The sequence below is a fragment of the Microbulbifer sp. CNSA002 genome (assembly GCF_047324085.1).
GTDB lineage: Bacteria > Pseudomonadota > Gammaproteobacteria > Pseudomonadales > Cellvibrionaceae > Microbulbifer.
Window position 1 is genome coordinate 554,254 of sequence record NZ_CP172449.1, and the last position, 15,747, is coordinate 570,000.

Annotated in this window: 14 protein-coding genes (1 of these 14 only partly in view); 5 read left to right on the forward strand and 9 right to left on the reverse strand. The window is 55.2% G+C overall.

Translation table 11 applies throughout. The features are described from left to right. The first annotated feature begins 284 nt into the window (after window positions 1-284). Window positions 285-2,867, forward strand: coding sequence for a penicillin-binding protein 1B (gene mrcB / locus ACG1BZ_RS02405; protein WP_413664264.1), 2,583 nt, complete (start codon window positions 285-287; stop codon window positions 2,865-2,867). A 43-nt stretch (window positions 2,868-2,910) separates the two neighbouring features. On the opposite strand, the gene hemB is transcribed toward mrcB, so the two are convergent. The 7 genes from hemB to ACG1BZ_RS02440 all read right to left on the reverse strand — a co-directional run bounded on the left by hemB (window position 2,911) and on the right by ACG1BZ_RS02440 (window position 10,617). Then, window positions 2,911-3,921: a porphobilinogen synthase gene (gene hemB / locus ACG1BZ_RS02410; protein ID WP_413664265.1), complete on the reverse strand. Its 1,011-nt coding sequence runs from the start codon at window positions 3,919-3,921 to the stop codon at window positions 2,911-2,913. A gap of 112 nt (window positions 3,922-4,033) precedes the next feature. Beyond that, entirely contained in the window at window positions 4,034-4,660 is a 627-nt protein-coding gene (locus tag ACG1BZ_RS02415) for a GntR family transcriptional regulator (RefSeq protein WP_413664266.1), read from the reverse strand. A 9-nt stretch (window positions 4,661-4,669) separates the two neighbouring features. Beyond that, window positions 4,670-5,842, reverse strand: a complete 1,173-nt coding sequence (locus tag ACG1BZ_RS02420; RefSeq protein ID WP_413664267.1) for a benzoate/H(+) symporter BenE family transporter — start codon at window positions 5,840-5,842, stop codon at window positions 4,670-4,672. A gap of 160 nt (window positions 5,843-6,002) precedes the next feature. Then, window positions 6,003-7,286 (reverse strand): glutamate-1-semialdehyde 2,1-aminomutase, encoded by a 1,284-nt coding sequence (hemL, locus tag ACG1BZ_RS02425; RefSeq protein ID WP_413664268.1) that lies wholly within the window; start codon window positions 7,284-7,286, stop codon window positions 6,003-6,005. A 180-nt stretch (window positions 7,287-7,466) separates the two neighbouring features. Then, window positions 7,467-8,252, reverse strand: coding sequence for a bifunctional hydroxymethylpyrimidine kinase/phosphomethylpyrimidine kinase (thiD, locus tag ACG1BZ_RS02430; protein WP_413664269.1), 786 nt, complete (start codon window positions 8,250-8,252; stop codon window positions 7,467-7,469). An 82-nt stretch (window positions 8,253-8,334) separates the two neighbouring features. Beyond that, window positions 8,335-8,757: a protoporphyrinogen oxidase HemJ gene (hemJ, locus tag ACG1BZ_RS02435; RefSeq protein WP_282934420.1), complete on the reverse strand. Its 423-nt coding sequence runs from the start codon at window positions 8,755-8,757 to the stop codon at window positions 8,335-8,337. A 33-nt stretch (window positions 8,758-8,790) separates the two neighbouring features. Next, window positions 8,791-10,617, reverse strand: a complete 1,827-nt coding sequence (locus ACG1BZ_RS02440; protein WP_413664270.1) for a chloride channel protein — start codon at window positions 10,615-10,617, stop codon at window positions 8,791-8,793. 95 nt (window positions 10,618-10,712) lie between these two features. On the opposite strand from ACG1BZ_RS02440, the gene argC reads away from it, so the two are divergent. The 4 genes from argC (at window position 10,713) to erpA (ending at window position 13,549) form a co-directional block, all read left to right on the forward strand. Continuing rightward, window positions 10,713-11,759, forward strand: coding sequence for an N-acetyl-gamma-glutamyl-phosphate reductase (gene argC, locus ACG1BZ_RS02445; RefSeq protein ID WP_282934591.1), 1,047 nt, complete (start codon window positions 10,713-10,715; stop codon window positions 11,757-11,759). A 53-nt stretch (window positions 11,760-11,812) separates the two neighbouring features. Further along, window positions 11,813-12,556 (forward strand): DUF6776 family protein, encoded by a 744-nt coding sequence (locus ACG1BZ_RS02450; protein WP_413664271.1) that lies wholly within the window; start codon window positions 11,813-11,815, stop codon window positions 12,554-12,556. Between the two features lie 33 nt (window positions 12,557-12,589). Beyond that, window positions 12,590-13,033, forward strand: a complete 444-nt coding sequence (locus tag ACG1BZ_RS02455) for a bactofilin family protein (RefSeq protein WP_282934417.1) — start codon at window positions 12,590-12,592, stop codon at window positions 13,031-13,033. A gap of 162 nt (window positions 13,034-13,195) precedes the next feature. Further along, entirely contained in the window at window positions 13,196-13,549 is a 354-nt protein-coding gene (erpA, locus tag ACG1BZ_RS02460) for an iron-sulfur cluster insertion protein ErpA (protein WP_108731633.1), read from the forward strand. 23 nt (window positions 13,550-13,572) lie between these two features. On the opposite strand, the gene ACG1BZ_RS02465 is transcribed toward erpA, so the two are convergent. Next, window positions 13,573-14,682, reverse strand: a complete 1,110-nt coding sequence (locus ACG1BZ_RS02465) for an anhydro-N-acetylmuramic acid kinase (protein ID WP_413664272.1) — start codon at window positions 14,680-14,682, stop codon at window positions 13,573-13,575. A 15-nt stretch (window positions 14,683-14,697) separates the two neighbouring features. Continuing rightward, window positions 14,698-15,747 carry the 3' portion of an OapA family protein gene (locus ACG1BZ_RS02470; RefSeq protein WP_413664273.1) on the reverse strand. 330 nt of this gene lie beyond the right edge of the window, so 1,050 of the gene's 1,380 nt are visible here — the last part of the coding sequence; its start codon lies off the right edge, out of view; the stop codon is at window positions 14,698-14,700.

Below are 15,747 nucleotides of genomic sequence, written 5' to 3' on the forward strand. Positions count from 1 at the left end.
CATAGGCGCTTGTTACATCTTGGTGAACTTATACGCGGTTGCTGCGGTCAATCCTCGCACAGGTGTAAATAGCACCTTCACGTAAACCGCCAGGTGATAGATACTGCCAAGCCTGGATTTTAGCCCGCTAATTGAGTGGGCCCGCCAGTGCTGAAAGGCGCTGGCAGCAAGATACCAGCGGAGCTGCCACCTGCTGGTACCCTGCCTTCGACTCTTCGATTGGGGCTGGTTAGGTCTCATGAGTCGCTTGATGTACTGAGTTGGCAGCGGGACTGAATCCTCATATGGCATCAACGAAACGCCGGCGCGTCAGAGCGTCAAAGCCCAAACGACGATATCGCTGGCTCAAGCTGCTAGTGCTTTTAGCCCTGGTGGGCTCCCTGGCGCTGGCAGCGTATATGGCTTACCTGGATGTGCAGCTGCGCGAGCGACTGGATAGCCGTCAATACCAACTTCCCGCCCGAGTCTATGCTCGCCCGCTGGTGCTGCGCGAGGGTATGGCAATGCATCCGGATGAGTTGGAGTCCGAATTTGCTGCCTTGAATTACCGCAAGCAGGGCACTCTGAGTGAGCCCGGCTCCTGGGTTCAGGACGGAATGAATTACAAAGTCTGGCGCCGGGACTTTATCCATGCCAATGGCCGCCAGCCTGCTGCAGTGGTCTCCTTCCGTCTGCGCAATGATCAAATTAGCGGCCTGCGTGATGACAATGGCCGAAGCCTGGCAGAGTTTCGCCTGGACGCAGCTAATATCGGCTCTCTACTAGGGGGAGGTGACGACCGCAATCCAGTGCGTTTCGATGATATTCCTCCTTTGGTAGCCAATACCCTGATTGCTGTTGAGGATCAGGACTTCCTCAATCACTTTGGTGTTTCCCCTCGCGGTATTGCCCGGGCCATGGTGGCCAACGCAAAAGCCGGACGATTGGTACAGGGTGGCTCCACAATTACCCAGCAGTTGGTCAAAAATATCTTTTTTGACCATAAGCCCAGCCTGAGACGTAAATTCAACGAGGCCCTGATGGCCATCCTGATGGAGGTGCACTACGACAAGCGCTATATCCTGCAGGAATACATCAACGAAGTGTGGTTGGGTCAGCAGGGTGCCAGAGGTATTTATGGCTTTGGGTTGGCCTCTGAATTCTATTTCCAGCAGCCCCTGGATACCTTGGAACCCCATCAGGTAGCGCTGTTGGTGGGGCTGGCGAAAGGTGCGTCTTACTACAACCCCTGGCGCAATCCCGAGAGAGCACTGCAAAGGCGCAATACCGTGCTGGAATTGATGCTGGAGCAGGGGCTGATTACCCAGGAGGAGTTCCAGAAGTATTCCGCCAAGCCTCTGGGGGTGGTCAAGGGTGGTGTCGGTGCGCAGAATCCTTACCCGGCCTTTACTGAGCGGCTGTTGATTGAATTGCGTCCCTACTACTCCTACGAGGAATTGCGCACTTCGGGTTTACGGGTTTACACCACCTTGGCCCCTTCGGTGCAGAAGTTGGCGGAGGAGTCCATCAGTCAGGGCGTTAGCCAGCTGGAGAAAGACCGAGGGATCAAAGCCAATTCACTCCAGGCCGCGACAGTATTGTTGGATAATCGCAACGGCAATGTGCTCGCCATGGTGGGAGATCGGAACCCGGACTACCCAGGCTTCAACCGGGCGCTGGAAGCCCGCCGCCAGGTGGGCTCCCTGATTAAGCCGGCTGTGTTTCTCACTGCTCTAGAGCGACCGGAAGAGTACAACCTGGCCACCCTGATCGATGATGCCCCGGTGAGAATTGAAGAGGCGGATGGCGATGTATGGATGCCGCAGAACTTCGATAAGCGCGCTCACGGACAGATACCGCTTTATATCGCTCTGGCCAAGTCCTATAACCTGGCGACGGCCCATTTGGGATTGGATCTCGGCCTGCAGAATGTGCGCCAGACGATTCGCCGCCTGGGTGTTGAATCCAGGCTCCCCCGAGTGCCGGCGATGTTGCTTGGTGCAGTGGAGATGACCCCGTTCGAAGTTGCCGGTATGTACCAGACCATCGCGAACAATGGTGAGACGGTACAGCCGCGCACACTGCTGGCGGTTTCCGATGCCCAGGGCGGCCGTGTACAGCACTTCCGCCGCAAGGCTAATCGCGGTGTCGACCCCGTTCCAGCTTACCTGTTGCGTTGGGGGCTGGAGCAGGCTATGCGTGAGGGTACCGGACGCCGCTCCGCCAAGCGCTTGCCAAGTAGCATCGCCTTTGCCGGGAAAACCGGAACCACTAACAATAACCGCGATAGTTGGTTTGCGGGCTTCTCCCCGGAAGTAACCGCGGTAGTCTGGCTCGGGCGCGACGACAATGAGCGCACGCGCCTAACTGGCTCTACTGGCGCACTGCCGATCTGGACGGAGATTATGCGCAAGCTGCCCCATCAACACGGACCGGCAGAGATGCCCCGAGGAGTGGAGCTTAAGTCAGTGAACTCCCGGGGGCAGTTTATGGACCCGGATTACTGTCGCGGTGGTTATGAGATTCCTTTCTCCTACGAAAGCCAGCTGCAACCGGCGCCGGAATGTCGGGGGCAGAATCGCTGGCGCTGGTTCCGCAATCTATTCGGCAATGGTCGCGACGATGCGGCTCCCAGAGAGGAGATGAGTCCCGGTTGGGGGGTGGATACCAGTGAGCAGCAGATGCGCGATCAGCGCCGCCAACAATTGCAGGAGCAACTTCGAGGTGACGATGCGGAAGAGTTTGGTGTAGATCCCGAGTATGGCTCCGATTATGAAGAGGAGCCCCTGGAGCTGCCAAGAGATAATACTTTTGGCGGGAGGGCTCAGGGCGTACCGGTAGAGGAAGCCCAGCCGGTGGGGCCTGACCTGGAAGATCAGTGGCCCTAGGGAAGGTAGCGCGCGATTGAATCGCGCGCTTTATCGCCGGCTATCAGTCTTGCAGCAACTGTGCGGCTTCTTCGGCGAAATAGGTGAGGATGCCGTCGGCACCGGCGCGCTTAAAGGCCAGTAAGGACTCCAGAATAACCGCCTCTCTCTTCAGCCAGCCATTTTCAAAGGCGGCGCAGTGCATCGCATACTCCCCGCTCACCTGATAGGCGAAAGTGGGAACCCGCAATTCTTCTTTTACCCGACGCACTATATCCAGGTAGGGCATACCGGGTTTCACCATCACCATATCCGCGCCCTCTTGCAGATCCAGGGCGCACTCGTGCAATGCCTCATCGGTGTTGGCGGGGTCCATTTGGTAGCTCGCTTTATTGCCACCTTTCAAGTTCCCGGCAGAGCCCACTGCATCGCGGAAAGGGCCGTAGTAAGCGGAGGCATATTTAGCGGCGTAGGACATAATCAGGGTATTGCTGTGGCCCGCGCCCTCGAGAGCATCGCGAATGGCTCCGATACGACCATCCATCATATCCGAGGGGGCTACCATATCGGCACCGGCTGCAGCGTGTGACAGGGCCTGCTGTACCAATACCTCAACGGTTTCGTCGTTGACGATATAACCGCTGTGGTCCATCAGCCCGTCCTGGCCGTGGCTGGTAAAGGGGTCCAGGGCTACATCGGTGATAACTCCCAATTCCGGTACCGCATTTTTCAGCTCGCGAACAGCCCTTTGTGCCAAGCCATCGGCGTCGTGGGAGGCACTGGCGCAGTCGGACTTTGCTGACGGGTCGACTACCGGAAAAAGGGCTATGGCGGGGATTCCCAACTCTCGAACTGTCTTCGCTTTCTTGGCCAACAGGTCCACGCTCAGGCGTTCAACACCCGGCATTGAGGCGACTTTTTGGGTTTCATTACGCCCCTCAATAACAAATAGTGGCAGGATCAAGTCGTCACTGCTCAACTGGGTTTCCCGCACCAGTCGACGGGAAAAATCCTTAGCACGCAGGCGACGCAGGCGAGTGTTGGGGTAGGCACCACGGCCGAAACTTTGGCTCATCGGGAAATTACTCCGGCTATCCATAGGGCCGCAGAAACCCCGCAGCCGCAATTGGCAGCTATCATATCAAATTGCCGCAGTGGGTGATTTTCGATTGCTGAGGGAAAGCGGTTTAAAAATGGGGCTGATGTAAGTGCCTTACCAATAGTTTGCCGGCGGCTTCTATATGTTTTGCCAGCAGTGCGGCGGCTTGGTCCCCGTTTCCCTCTTGGAGTGCATTGAGTATTGCAAAGTGCTCGTCCTGACTGGTGTCCTGGTAATTCAGACCGTGGGATTGGTAACCGATATAACGCTCACATTGCCGGTGCAGTTGCTCGACGGTACTAAATAGCGTGGGTCTTGCAGCTGCCCGGTAAATACAGGCATGGAACTCCCAATTCATTTTTCCGATCTGCTCGGCGGAGAGTTTAGGTTTGGCTTGCATGGATTCCAGAATATCTCTGGCCCGCCCCAGGATCTCTCCATTAAGGTTTTCCAGTGCCAGGGATTGCAGCAGCGGTTCCAGGCGCATGCGCATCAGGTAGAGGTCTTCCACTTCAATAGGGTCAAACTGCGGCACTGCGACGCCGCGTTTCCCGTGTCCGGTTAACCAGCCCTCATTTTTCAATCTTTGTAGAGCGTCCCTAACCGGAATACGGCTGACGGCGTAAAGCTCTGCCAGTTCGGCCTGCTTTAGCACTTGGCCGGCGGCGAATCGCCCCTGCTGCAAGTCCCACTTAATTTTTTCGTAGAGGCCCATTGATGTTTATTAATTCCTGCGCTTGAAAAACCAGTAACACACCAGCCCCCCCAGCAGCCCCCAAAAGGCAGAGCTAATGCTAAAGAGGCTGATACCAGAAGCACTGATCAGAAAAGTGATAATTCCGGCTTCACGACTGTCGGCCTCGGCTGTTGCTCCAGCCAGGCTGCTACCAATGACGCCAATCAGTGCCAAGCCGGCGAGGCCAGCAATCAGCGACTGGGGAAAGGCACTGAATAATGCCACAACGCTAGCGCCACAGAGGCCCATCAACAGATAAAAAATACCGGCGGCAATGCCGGCGGTATAGCGTTTGTCGGGATTGGGATGGGCTTCCGGGCCGGTGCAAATAGCAGCGGTAATAGCTGCCAGATTAAATGCAAAGCCACCAAAAGGTGTCAGCAATAAAGAGGTGAGGCCGGTGCCGCTAATAACAGGAGATATAGGCACTCTACTGTAGCCACTGGCGGCCAGGGTTGCCGCTCCGGGCAGGTTCTGAGACGTCATAGTGACGATAAAAAGAGGAAGGCCAATTCCAATTAAAGTGGAGAGGCGGAATTCTGGGGTGACCCAAACAGGGTGTGCCGCTTGCCAGCCGATCTGGGCCGATGCAATGAGTTGCAACTTCCAGCAAGTCGCCACTCCAGCCGCTAGTACCAAAATAATGGCGTAGCGAGGCGCCCAACGGCGCCCGACTAGATAGGTCAGCAACATGATGCCGACCAATAATGGTTGTGCCTGCAGAGAAGTAAATACAGAGAGACCAAATTGCAGAAGTATGCCTGCGAGCATAGCGCTGGCAATTGGAGCCGGCACCATTCGCGCTACCCGCTCAAAGGCTCCGGACACGCCCACGAGGAGTGTTAACAGGGCGCTAAACGCAAAAGCACCGATCGCCTCAGCAATGGGGATGCCACTTAAACTGGTGGCCAAAAGTGCAGCACCTGGAGTCGACCAGGCAGTGATTACCGGGGCGCGGTAATACCAAGAGAAGGCAATACAGGTAATGCCCATCCCCAGGCCCAGGGCGCCAATCCAGGAGGCGATCATTGCTTCACTTGCGCCAGCTGCACGCGCGGCTTCAAAGACTATGGCGGCGGAACTGGCTACTCCCACCAGCACGGCGACAAAGCCTGCGCTGATGGCGGACAAGCTGGTATCTGAAAACGGAGAGTTTTTCAAAATGTATACCTTTTATATTTTGTATACATTTTTAGCTGTTAGTTTTTTTGAGCGCAATAACTTTGCGGTGAAGCGACTGAGGCTTTATAGGAGGGGGGTAAAGTTAAACGGGCATAGAAGCAGCACCCGCAGGCTGCGGGTGCTGGAGAGAGGTGGGCAATTAGCCGAGGCGGGCGAAGACGCGTTCAGCGGCAGTGATTGTGACCTCAATATCCTCATCGGTATGAGCTGCGGACATAAACCCTGCCTCATAGGAGGCCGGTGCCAGGTAGACACCTTCTTCCAGCATGCCGTGGAAGAAACGGTTAAAGCGCTCGTTATCGCAGGCCATTACCTGTTGATAGTTAGTTACTTTAGGTTCTTCGGTGAAGAAGAATCCGAACATGGTGCCGGCCTTATTGGCGGTAATTGGGATACCTGCGGCTTTACCAGCCGCCAGGATGCCCTCTACCAAACGGTCGGTTTTGGCAATTAAAGGCTCGTAGAAGGCGGGTTCTTCCACCAAACGCAGGGTTTCCAAGCCCGCGACCATAGCTACAGGGTTACCGGACAGGGTGCCCGCCTGGTAAACCGGACCCAGGGGTGCAATTTGTTCCATGATCTCGCGTTTACCGCCAAAGGCGCCAACGGGCATACCGCCGCCGATGACTTTGCCGAGGGTGGTGATATCCGCTTCGATACCGTAGAAGCCCTGGGCCCCGGTCAAGCTCACCCGGAAGCCGGTCATCACCTCATCGAGAATCAACAGGGCACCGTGCTGGTCGCAAACTTCGCGCAGGGTTTCCAGGAAGCCGGGTACCGGCGGAATGCAGTTCATATTGCCGGCAACAGGCTCGACGATGATACAGGCGATTTGATCGCCCAGCTCATCGAAGCAGCTGCGCACACTATCAGTATCGTTGTAGCTCAAGGTGATGGTGTGATCTGCCAGGGCGGCGGGAACGCCGGGAGAGGAGGGTACACCCATGGTCAGGGCCCCGGAGCCGGCCTTAACCAGCAGGGAGTCGGAGTGGCCGTGGTAGCAGCCCTCGAACTTCACAATCTTGTCGCGCCCGGTAAATCCACGGGCCAGGCGAATCGCGCTCATGGTGGCTTCGGTACCGGAATTGACGAAGCGCACCAGGTCCATATTCGGCCATAGGCGGCAGAGTTCTTCGGCCAGTTCGGTTTCCAATTCGGTTGGCGCACCGAAGCTCAGTCCCGATTGGGCCTGTTCCACCACGGCTTCAATAACTTCCGGGTGTGCGTGGCCCAGCACCATGGGGCCCCAGGACTGTACGTAGTCGATGTAGCGTTTCTCGTCTGCATCGTAGAGGTAGGCGCCCTCGGCACGGCGGATAAACACCGGGGTACCGCCGACTGCGCGAAAAGCCCGTACCGGAGAGTTAACGCCGCCGGGAATGTACTGCTGTGCTTCTGCGAAGAGCTGCTCGGATTTACTCATAAACTTATATTCAGGTTCTGCATAAAGGGCCTGGGGAGCATTATCGCGGGGGTGGCGCCTGAGAACAATGTGTAGATTGGCGACGACCGGTCAGAGACTGTGTAGACAGAAGATCTCACCGTCATGGGGACGGTGAGACTGATCGGGGCAGGGGCGAACTTTGTGTCAGCAGCTCCAGGTTTAGCGTTCGCACCAGAACAGCCGGTTGGGGATCGGCCTCCCCATTCCCAGGCGCCGGCTGTCTTTGATCGCACTCCAAGCGTATTGCTGACTGCGGGTAACGGCTTCGATAATGGTCAGCCCGTGGGCGATATGGCAGGCAATGGCAGTAGCGAGGGTGCCACAGACGCCATAGGCCGCTGGCTGCAAGCGCTCCCACTTGAACTCCCGCATCAGGCCGCGCTCATCGTAGAGCCGGTTCTGCAATTGTTGCTCGTGGGGCACGCCAGTCAGCAACAGGTAGCGACAGCCGGATTCGAGGATTTCCTGGGCCATGGCATCGAGGACATCGGCCTCCACAGCCATGGCGCGCGCTTCCCTGCGGTTGGGACACACCATGGTCGCCTTGGGCAACAACAGCGACACCATAGCCTCCCACAGAGGCGGGGCGAGTACGCTATCTTTGTCGGCCAGTGTGGCATCGGGGTCGATAACGACGGGAATATCCGGGTAGTCGTGGAGTACGCTGTGAAGCGCGCGCACATTCTCCACAGAGCCCAGGTAGCCGACCTTGATCGCGGCGATCGGCATGTCTTCCAGAACGGCCCGGGTTTGTTCAATTAGCAGGCTGTCGTCGACTGGGGCGACACCCAGCAATTCACCGGTGTTACACACGCTGATGGCGGTAACTGCCGAGGCCGCATGGCAGCCGAGACTGACCGCTGTCTCAGTATCTGCGGCAATTCCGGCGCTGCCGCTGGGGTCGTGGTGAGTAACGGTCAGAATAACGGGCTGAGGTGTATCCATAAGTGCTCTACATGACGGCCATTAGCTGTGCGCCTAATTCTAGTTGCTGAGCGCCTTTGACAAGGAATGAATACGCGCCAAATTAAAATGGCTTTACGACAACCAAAATGACGATGGCGACAAGTGCAACTGCTGGGAACTCATTAAATATTAGGAAGTAGCGGCGGCTGCGGGTAACGGTTCCCCGGGCAAACTTGCGAACATAGGCGCCACAGATATGGTGATAGCCCAGGAGAAGAACAACAAAAGTCAGTTTTGCGTGCATCCAGCCAGCGGAGGTGTAGTAGGCCGGGTTCAAGCTGTAGAGCCAAATGCCCAGGGCAACGGTAGCCAGCATGGAAGGAATGGCAATACCGCGATAAAGGCGGCGTTCCATAATACAGAAGCGGTCGCGACTAACGGCATCAGTGGCATCGACATGGTAGACAAACAGTCGTGGCAGATAAAAAAGTGCGGCAAACCAGCACACCATCGCAATAATGTGAAAAGCCTTGATCCACAGCATTGAAAGTCCCCTTAAAAGAAACGGGAAGAAAAATTACTTCCGGTAAAAGTTGTTAATTTGTAGCGGCAGAATAATGCCCGCCGTGCGATTGTCCAGCGAACCGCTTTTATGACGGCAGACATATAGGCCATCCGCGCCACTTCTCTCCAGCTTTTGCGAGGCCTCCAGCATTGTCGCTCGCCAACTTAGGGACGCCAGCTGTTTGCGTTCGCCGGGTAGTCTCAATAAATCGATCATTTCTCCCGGGTCTAGTAATTTATCTGATGCGGAGGAAGCCTGTTTTTCGCTCTCGGCTGCCTCTTTCGCACCACCGCGAAGAAAAGTTGCCAAGTCTGCTGCACGCAGTAGTTGCGGTGCCGGCTCCTTGGGTAAGTCGATAAGAATCCACTCGGGATGTTGATTAATTAATTCTGTTGCCGCAGCGCGGGTAATTTCCCTAGGAGTCACAACAAAGCTCTGATTCATTTCGCTGGCAACTCCGACACTGCTCAGCATTTGCTGTCGCCAACTCGGCATTCCTGCTTTATTCAGGGCTCGCAGCGTTTCGTGATAGAGACCGATAGTGGAAAAGAGTTGTCGGCTTACTAGTGTGGCCACCACGATCATCATCATTCCAGGGAATAAAATATGTGGGTTATAGGTAAGTTCCAAGATAGCGAGTAGCGCAGCTAGAGGCGCATTGAGCATGGCAGCCATCATTGCCGCCATACCCACCATGGCATAAAAGCCGGGGCTCGCGGTGTGCTCACCCAGCCACAAGTTAGCCAGGCCACCGGCAATACCACCGATACAGGCACCGATAATCAGGCTGGGGCCTATTACCCCACCGGGAATTCCGAGCCCTGCCCCCAAAGCGGTTGCGACTAATTTCGCGGCGACAATAGCAATGAGTGTCGCGACCCCTAACTCCCCCAGCATTGCCATCTGCAAAGTGTCATATCCACCGCCCAGGATTTCCGGTACCCAGATACCCAAGGTGCCAGTAACAAGGCCAACCAAGAGAAATCGAAGAAGTGGGGAGTAACGCTGCTGGGGAATTAAAATACGCTGGGAGCGGATAAATAATCCGGCGAGAACCCCAATAACCAGTGCGCACACAAAAAGTAGCGGCAGCTCGGCAAGGGAATTGAGTTGAATCGCGGGTACATTAAAGTCCGGCTGGCTACCGAAAGTCAGCTGGGTGATGGCGCTACCGGCAACAGCCGCGAGAATTATCGGTAAAAAACCTGCCACAGTATATTCGAGCATCACGACTTCCATCGCGAATACCACGCCCGCCAGCGGGGTATTAAAGGAGGCCGCAATTGCTGCGGCTACACCACACCCCAGTAGGTTGCGACCGGAATTATTGGGGAGCTTCAGCGCCCTAGCTAACCAGCTGCCACTGGCTGCTCCCAAGTGTACAGCTGGGCCTTCCCGCCCCACCGAGTGGCCGCTAATTAAAATTATTGCGCCGGCAAAAAACTGTAGCAGGGCATTTTGCATTGGCATTTGCCCCTGGTGGTTGTAGAGCCGGTCCAGGACATGGACCACTCCGACCTGGCGGCGTCTGGGATTTAGAAATAAATAGATACATCCCACTACCAGAGAGCCGATGACAGGCAATGCGAAGCGCCAGAATGGGGGAAGGGATTCGTAATTTTGTGGGATTGATAAAAACAGCGTGGTCGGCCACTCCATCGCCAGCCGAAAAAGTACAGTTACCCCTCCGGCCAGGATGCCGGTGATCAGGGCCATCCCCAGCAAAGGCGCTAGCGCGTCTTTGGAGGAAAGCTGTAAGCGTATATTTTCGAGGCTGCCAGGCCTAACTAAATAACGCGAAAACGACTTTTTTAGCGAGTTCCTTGGGGGCTGTGACACCGCACATCCTTAAAATGCTGGGGCTTGTGGTAGAGTGCCTGTCTGGTTTTACGATTATCGTCTCAGTTGGCGGATATACCGGAGATTTTAGCAAGGTGATAAAAGTAGCGATTGTCGGGGGCACCGGCTATACAGGGGTGGAATTACTTCGGCTTCTCTCAACACATCCACAAGCGGAAGTTACCGCAATCACCTCCCGTTCGTTGAATGGTACCCCGGTTGCCGAGCTTTTCCCTAGCCTGAGAGGGCACTCGCAGCTGTCTTTCTGTAGCCCCGATCTCGAACAGCTGGCGGATTGTGACGTTGTATTCTTCGCTACACCTCATGGCGTTGCCCAGGCCCAAGTACCGGCACTTATTGAACGCGGAGTTCGAGTGATCGATTTGTCCGCCGATTTCCGTTTGAAAGATATACCTACCTGGGAGCAGTGGTACGGCCAAGCCCACGCCGCTCCGGAATTAGCTCAAAGCGCTGTTTATGGTTTGCCAGAAGTTAATCGGGAACAGATTGCCAATGCGCAGTTGATAGCCTGCCCGGGCTGTTATCCCACCGCGATTCAATTGGGATGGATACCGCTTTTGGAAAAGGGCCTGGTAGAACCTGGTGAGCTGATCGCCAGTGCGGCCAGTGGTATCAGTGGAGCGGGGCGACAGGGTAAGACCGACTTGATTATGGCTGAGAATAGCGACAACTTCCGCGCATATTCTGCCGCCGGGCACCGTCATTTACCCGAGATTGAACAGGGGCTTCGTCGAGTGCAGGCCACTGAATCCTCTCCCGCGCAGGTGACTTTTGTACCGCATTTACTTCCCATGATTCGCGGTATCCACGCTACTTTATTTGCCCGGTCAGTGGGGAAGGTTGATGCCGATGAGCTTCAACAGATCTTTGAAAACCGCTATAAAAATGAGCCTTTTGTAGATGTGATGCCGGCGGGCAGCCACCCTCAGACTCGTACGGTTAGAGGGACCAATATGTGCCGCATCTCGGTATTGCAACCCCAGGAGCGGGATACGGTACTGGTATTATCGGCCATTGATAACCTGGCCAAAGGTGCGTCCGCCCAGGCAATCCAGAATATGAATATTATGTTTGGCTTAACTGAGACGTTGGGCCTGGATAGCCCGGCACTGCTGCCTTAGAATCGGGTGTTTCCCGACAATCGATAAATCCCGGATAAGACTTAGCAGATTTCATGGTGCTCAAAGTTAAAGGCAGCAAGCAGTACCGCATGAAAGTGGTGCCTCATAAACCCTTCTCTGGTGTCATTGCCGTAGTGGGGGTCGTTTTTTTGGTATTAGTGACCTCGGCCGGGTCCTATTTTGCCGGGCAGTATCAGCTGCGCCAGAGCCTCGATCGCAAGACACTGGAGCATACTCAAGTACTCGATCGTGTTACCGCGCTTCAGAGTGAGAATGAATCCCTGCGAATGAGGGTTGCCACTGCAGAGCAGTCGCTGACTATCGGTGAGCAGGCGAGTGAGTCGGTGCGTGCGGAACTGGTGCAGAAAGAGAGCCAGATCGCAGAGCTAAAGCAGGAAATTTCTTTCTATCGCGGCGTCATGGCCCCTGAAGATGGGGGTGAGGGGGTGTCCATTGGACGCTTTATCCTCTCGCAGACCGGCGATCCAAAAAGTTACCAGTACAAGTTACAGATCAAACAGTCCGCAGCGCGTCGGGATGTTGTAAAAGGCACGGCCACATTTACCGTAGTGGGCCGTCAGGATGGGGAACCGAAGAGTTACCCTCTGAAGGAACTGTCGGAGCAGGTGGATAGTGAGTCGATTCAGCTGCGTTTTAAATATTTTCAGAATATCGAGGGAGAGCTGCGCTTGCCGGAGGGATTTGTGCCCGAAGGTGTGGAGTTGTCACTTAAATCTTCTGGGCGCAAGGGCTTTAATATTGAGCAGCGCTACGGTTGGTTAGTACAGGAAAGTTAGCATAGGTGCCAAAGGCACGAGGTTTTGGGGATTATGTTAAGAAAAAAAGAGAAACAGATAACTATGGCCAATACCGGTAGTAACCACACGACTTTGATCGCTCGTCAGACTGAGATCAGCGGTGATATCCACTTCCGTGGCAACCTGGTCATCGAAGGTAAGGTGCGTGGCAATGTTACCGCTCACAGTGATAGTGATGCGCGCCTGCAAATTGTGGATGGCGGCATCATTGAGGGTGAAATTCGTGTGCCTCAGGTAGTGATCAATGGCAATGTGAAAGGGGATGTGTTTGCTGCGCGCCACCTGGAACTCGCTTCCAAGGCGATGGTTGAAGGCAATGTACACTATAAGCTTATTGAGATGCTGAAAGGTGCCCAGGTAAACGGTGCCCTGGTATCCAGTGCCGACTTGAGTAGCGCGGGTGAGCCCCATATGCTCGGCTATTCCGAAGATGAAACTGTCATTGAAGCCTCTTAAGTCCGGGTAGTATTGGCTGGCGCTGGTACTTTGTTGTACCGGCCCTCCTGCCGGTTAATACTTGACTGAATTGCTGGGTTTAAGCAAGATGACGCCCCCGGGGCTGCACTCGTTATAACTTTTATACGAGCGGTGAATGTCCCGATGAGTTGAGAGAGACTTATGTCAGAAGCTGTATCCTTTTCTCCCGCGCCACTCGTGGTCACAGACAAGGCTGTGGCCAAGGTAAAAAGCCTGTTGGAAGAGGAGGGCAACCCGGAGTTGAAACTCAGGGTGTTCGTGACCGGAGGCGGCTGTTCCGGTTTCCAATACGGTTTTACCTTTGATGAATTGGTTGCCGAAGATGATGCCATCATAGAAAAGGATGGCATTCAGGTCTTGGTGGATGCGATGAGCTACCCCTACCTGGTTGGCGCCAATGTTGATTACGAAGAAGGCCTTTCGGGGTCGCGCTTCGTAGTACAAAATCCCAATGCGTCCGCTACCTGTGGCTGCGGCTCCTCTTTCTCTATTTGAGAAATCCTAACCCGCCCTATTGATCAGGGCGGGTAAATAGCCCCTAGAACCGCCTCTTTCTGCGCGCCAGTCACTCCCGGGCAATTACCGGGCAGCCCTCTCAATGTCTGGCGGGCCAACCAAGCAAATCCAACGGCTTCAAGCCAGTCTGCGTCAATACCGTAACTGCCCGTGTCAGTAATAGACCAGGTGGGCAAGCGGCGCTGTAATCGCGCAACCAAGTCCTTATTTTTTGCCCCGCCTCCGCAAGTGAGCAGCTCGCCGCCTTCGGCAAAATTATGCACGGCATCGGCGATACTGGCTGCGGTCACTTCAGACAAGGTTGCCTGCACATCTACCGGCGCCACTTCCAAACCGGCGCAGGCCTGTTCGAGCCAGCTGGGGTTAAAAGTTTCACGGCCAGTGCTCTTGGGTGGCTCGGCGGAGAAATAGGGATCTGAAAGCAGGCGGTTGAGAAGTTCAGCATTGGCGCGACCGCTCGTGGCCCAGTCTCCATTTCTATCGTAGGGCTGGTTTTTGTGTAGGTTCACCCAGTAGTCGAGCAATGCATTACCTGGACCTGTGTCATAGCCGTAAACCTGGCCATCTGCCGTCAGTTCAGTGATATTGGCCATCCCCCCAATATTGACCACAGCACGGCTTCCATCAGTTTTGAAGGCGGCCTGGTGAAATGCCGGCATTAAAGGCGCTCCTTGACCACCGAGAGCGATATCCCGGCGACGGAAATCCGCAACGGTGCAGATGCCCGTCAGTGCTGAGATGGTGTTGGGGTCACCGAGTTGCAAAGTAAAGGGAGAAGTCACTGTGCCTGGGGGGCGGTGGCGTACGGTTTGGCCGTGACTGCCAATGGCGGTAACAGACTGACCCTCAACACCGGCTCGGGCTAGCAGGGTATTGGTGGCCTCGGCAAAAACCTGTCCCAGTTGCCGGTCTAACTGTCCGGCGCGATCCAACTCTGAAGGGCCGGGGGCGCAGAGGCTGAGAATAGCTTCGCGGAGGCCGCTGTGAATCGGGTGGGCTAGCGCAGCCAGGATGCGGGTGTTAATTTTTTCTTCATCGCCAAAATCGACCAGCACCGCGTCAATGGAGTCAACGCTGGTGCCGGACATCAGGCCGATAAACAGATCGGGCATATTCGTTGGCGCTTGTTAGGGGCTTTCTTCATCCAGTTGAGCCAGAGCCGGCCCCTGGAAGTTTTCTAGTTTCGCCAGAAGTGGCTGGGTCTGGTTTTTAAAACGGATCATCTCAGAAGTCGGTACCGACTTTGCCTTGGGCAATTTGCGCACAATGGTGGCGGGGTTGCGATGTCTGCCATCCACCAGGAATTCGTAGTGCAAGTGCGGGCCAGTGGCATAACCGGTAGACCCCACAGTGCCAATAACCTGGCGCTGCTTAACGCGCTGGCCCTTTTTGACTTTGCGCTTGGTCAGGTGGAGATAGCGGGTTACATACCGTTCGCCGTGCTGGATAAATACGTAGTTGCCGTTGGGTTTGCTATAGCCGGACGCGATAACCCGACCATCGCCAGTAGAGTAAACGGGGGTGCCTCTTGGAGCGGCATAGTCGGTGCCATTATGAGGTCGGCGTGACTTGAATACAGGGTGCAGGCGGCTCGGGTTGAAGTGAGAGCTGATGCGGACTATGTCCAGCGGTGTGCGGATAAATGCCTTGCGCATACTTTTGCCTTCAGGCGTGTAGTAATTGGCATCACCACTGTTATCCACATAGCGTACAGCGCTAAAAGTTCTTCCCTGGTTGGTAAAACTGACCGCCAAGATAGGACCGTTGCCAATTTTCTCCCCATCCAGGAACAACTCTTCGAACATCACACTAAAGTTGTCGCCCTTGCGAATATCTAGGGCAAAGTCGATATCGGAGCTGAATACATCCGCCATCTCCATTATCAGGCTGTCACTCAGCCCAGCATCGCTACCGGCCAGGAATAGGGAGCTATCGATCTGGGCCTGTCGGTAAGCCGGGTGGCTGTCGGGCTCACGAGTTATCAGTGCGTGTTCAAACTTATCTGCATTTGTGCGGGTAAACTCAATTTGATTGAGTCGGTCCCGCTGCAATTTAAGGGACTGCAGCTGGCCATCATTATTTGTTTGAAAGGTCAGCTCTTCACCCGGAGTTAGACGTGCCAGCTGTTTTGCCTCTTTGCCGCTACCCAGAAGCTGGTACATCTCTTTGGCGCTGAT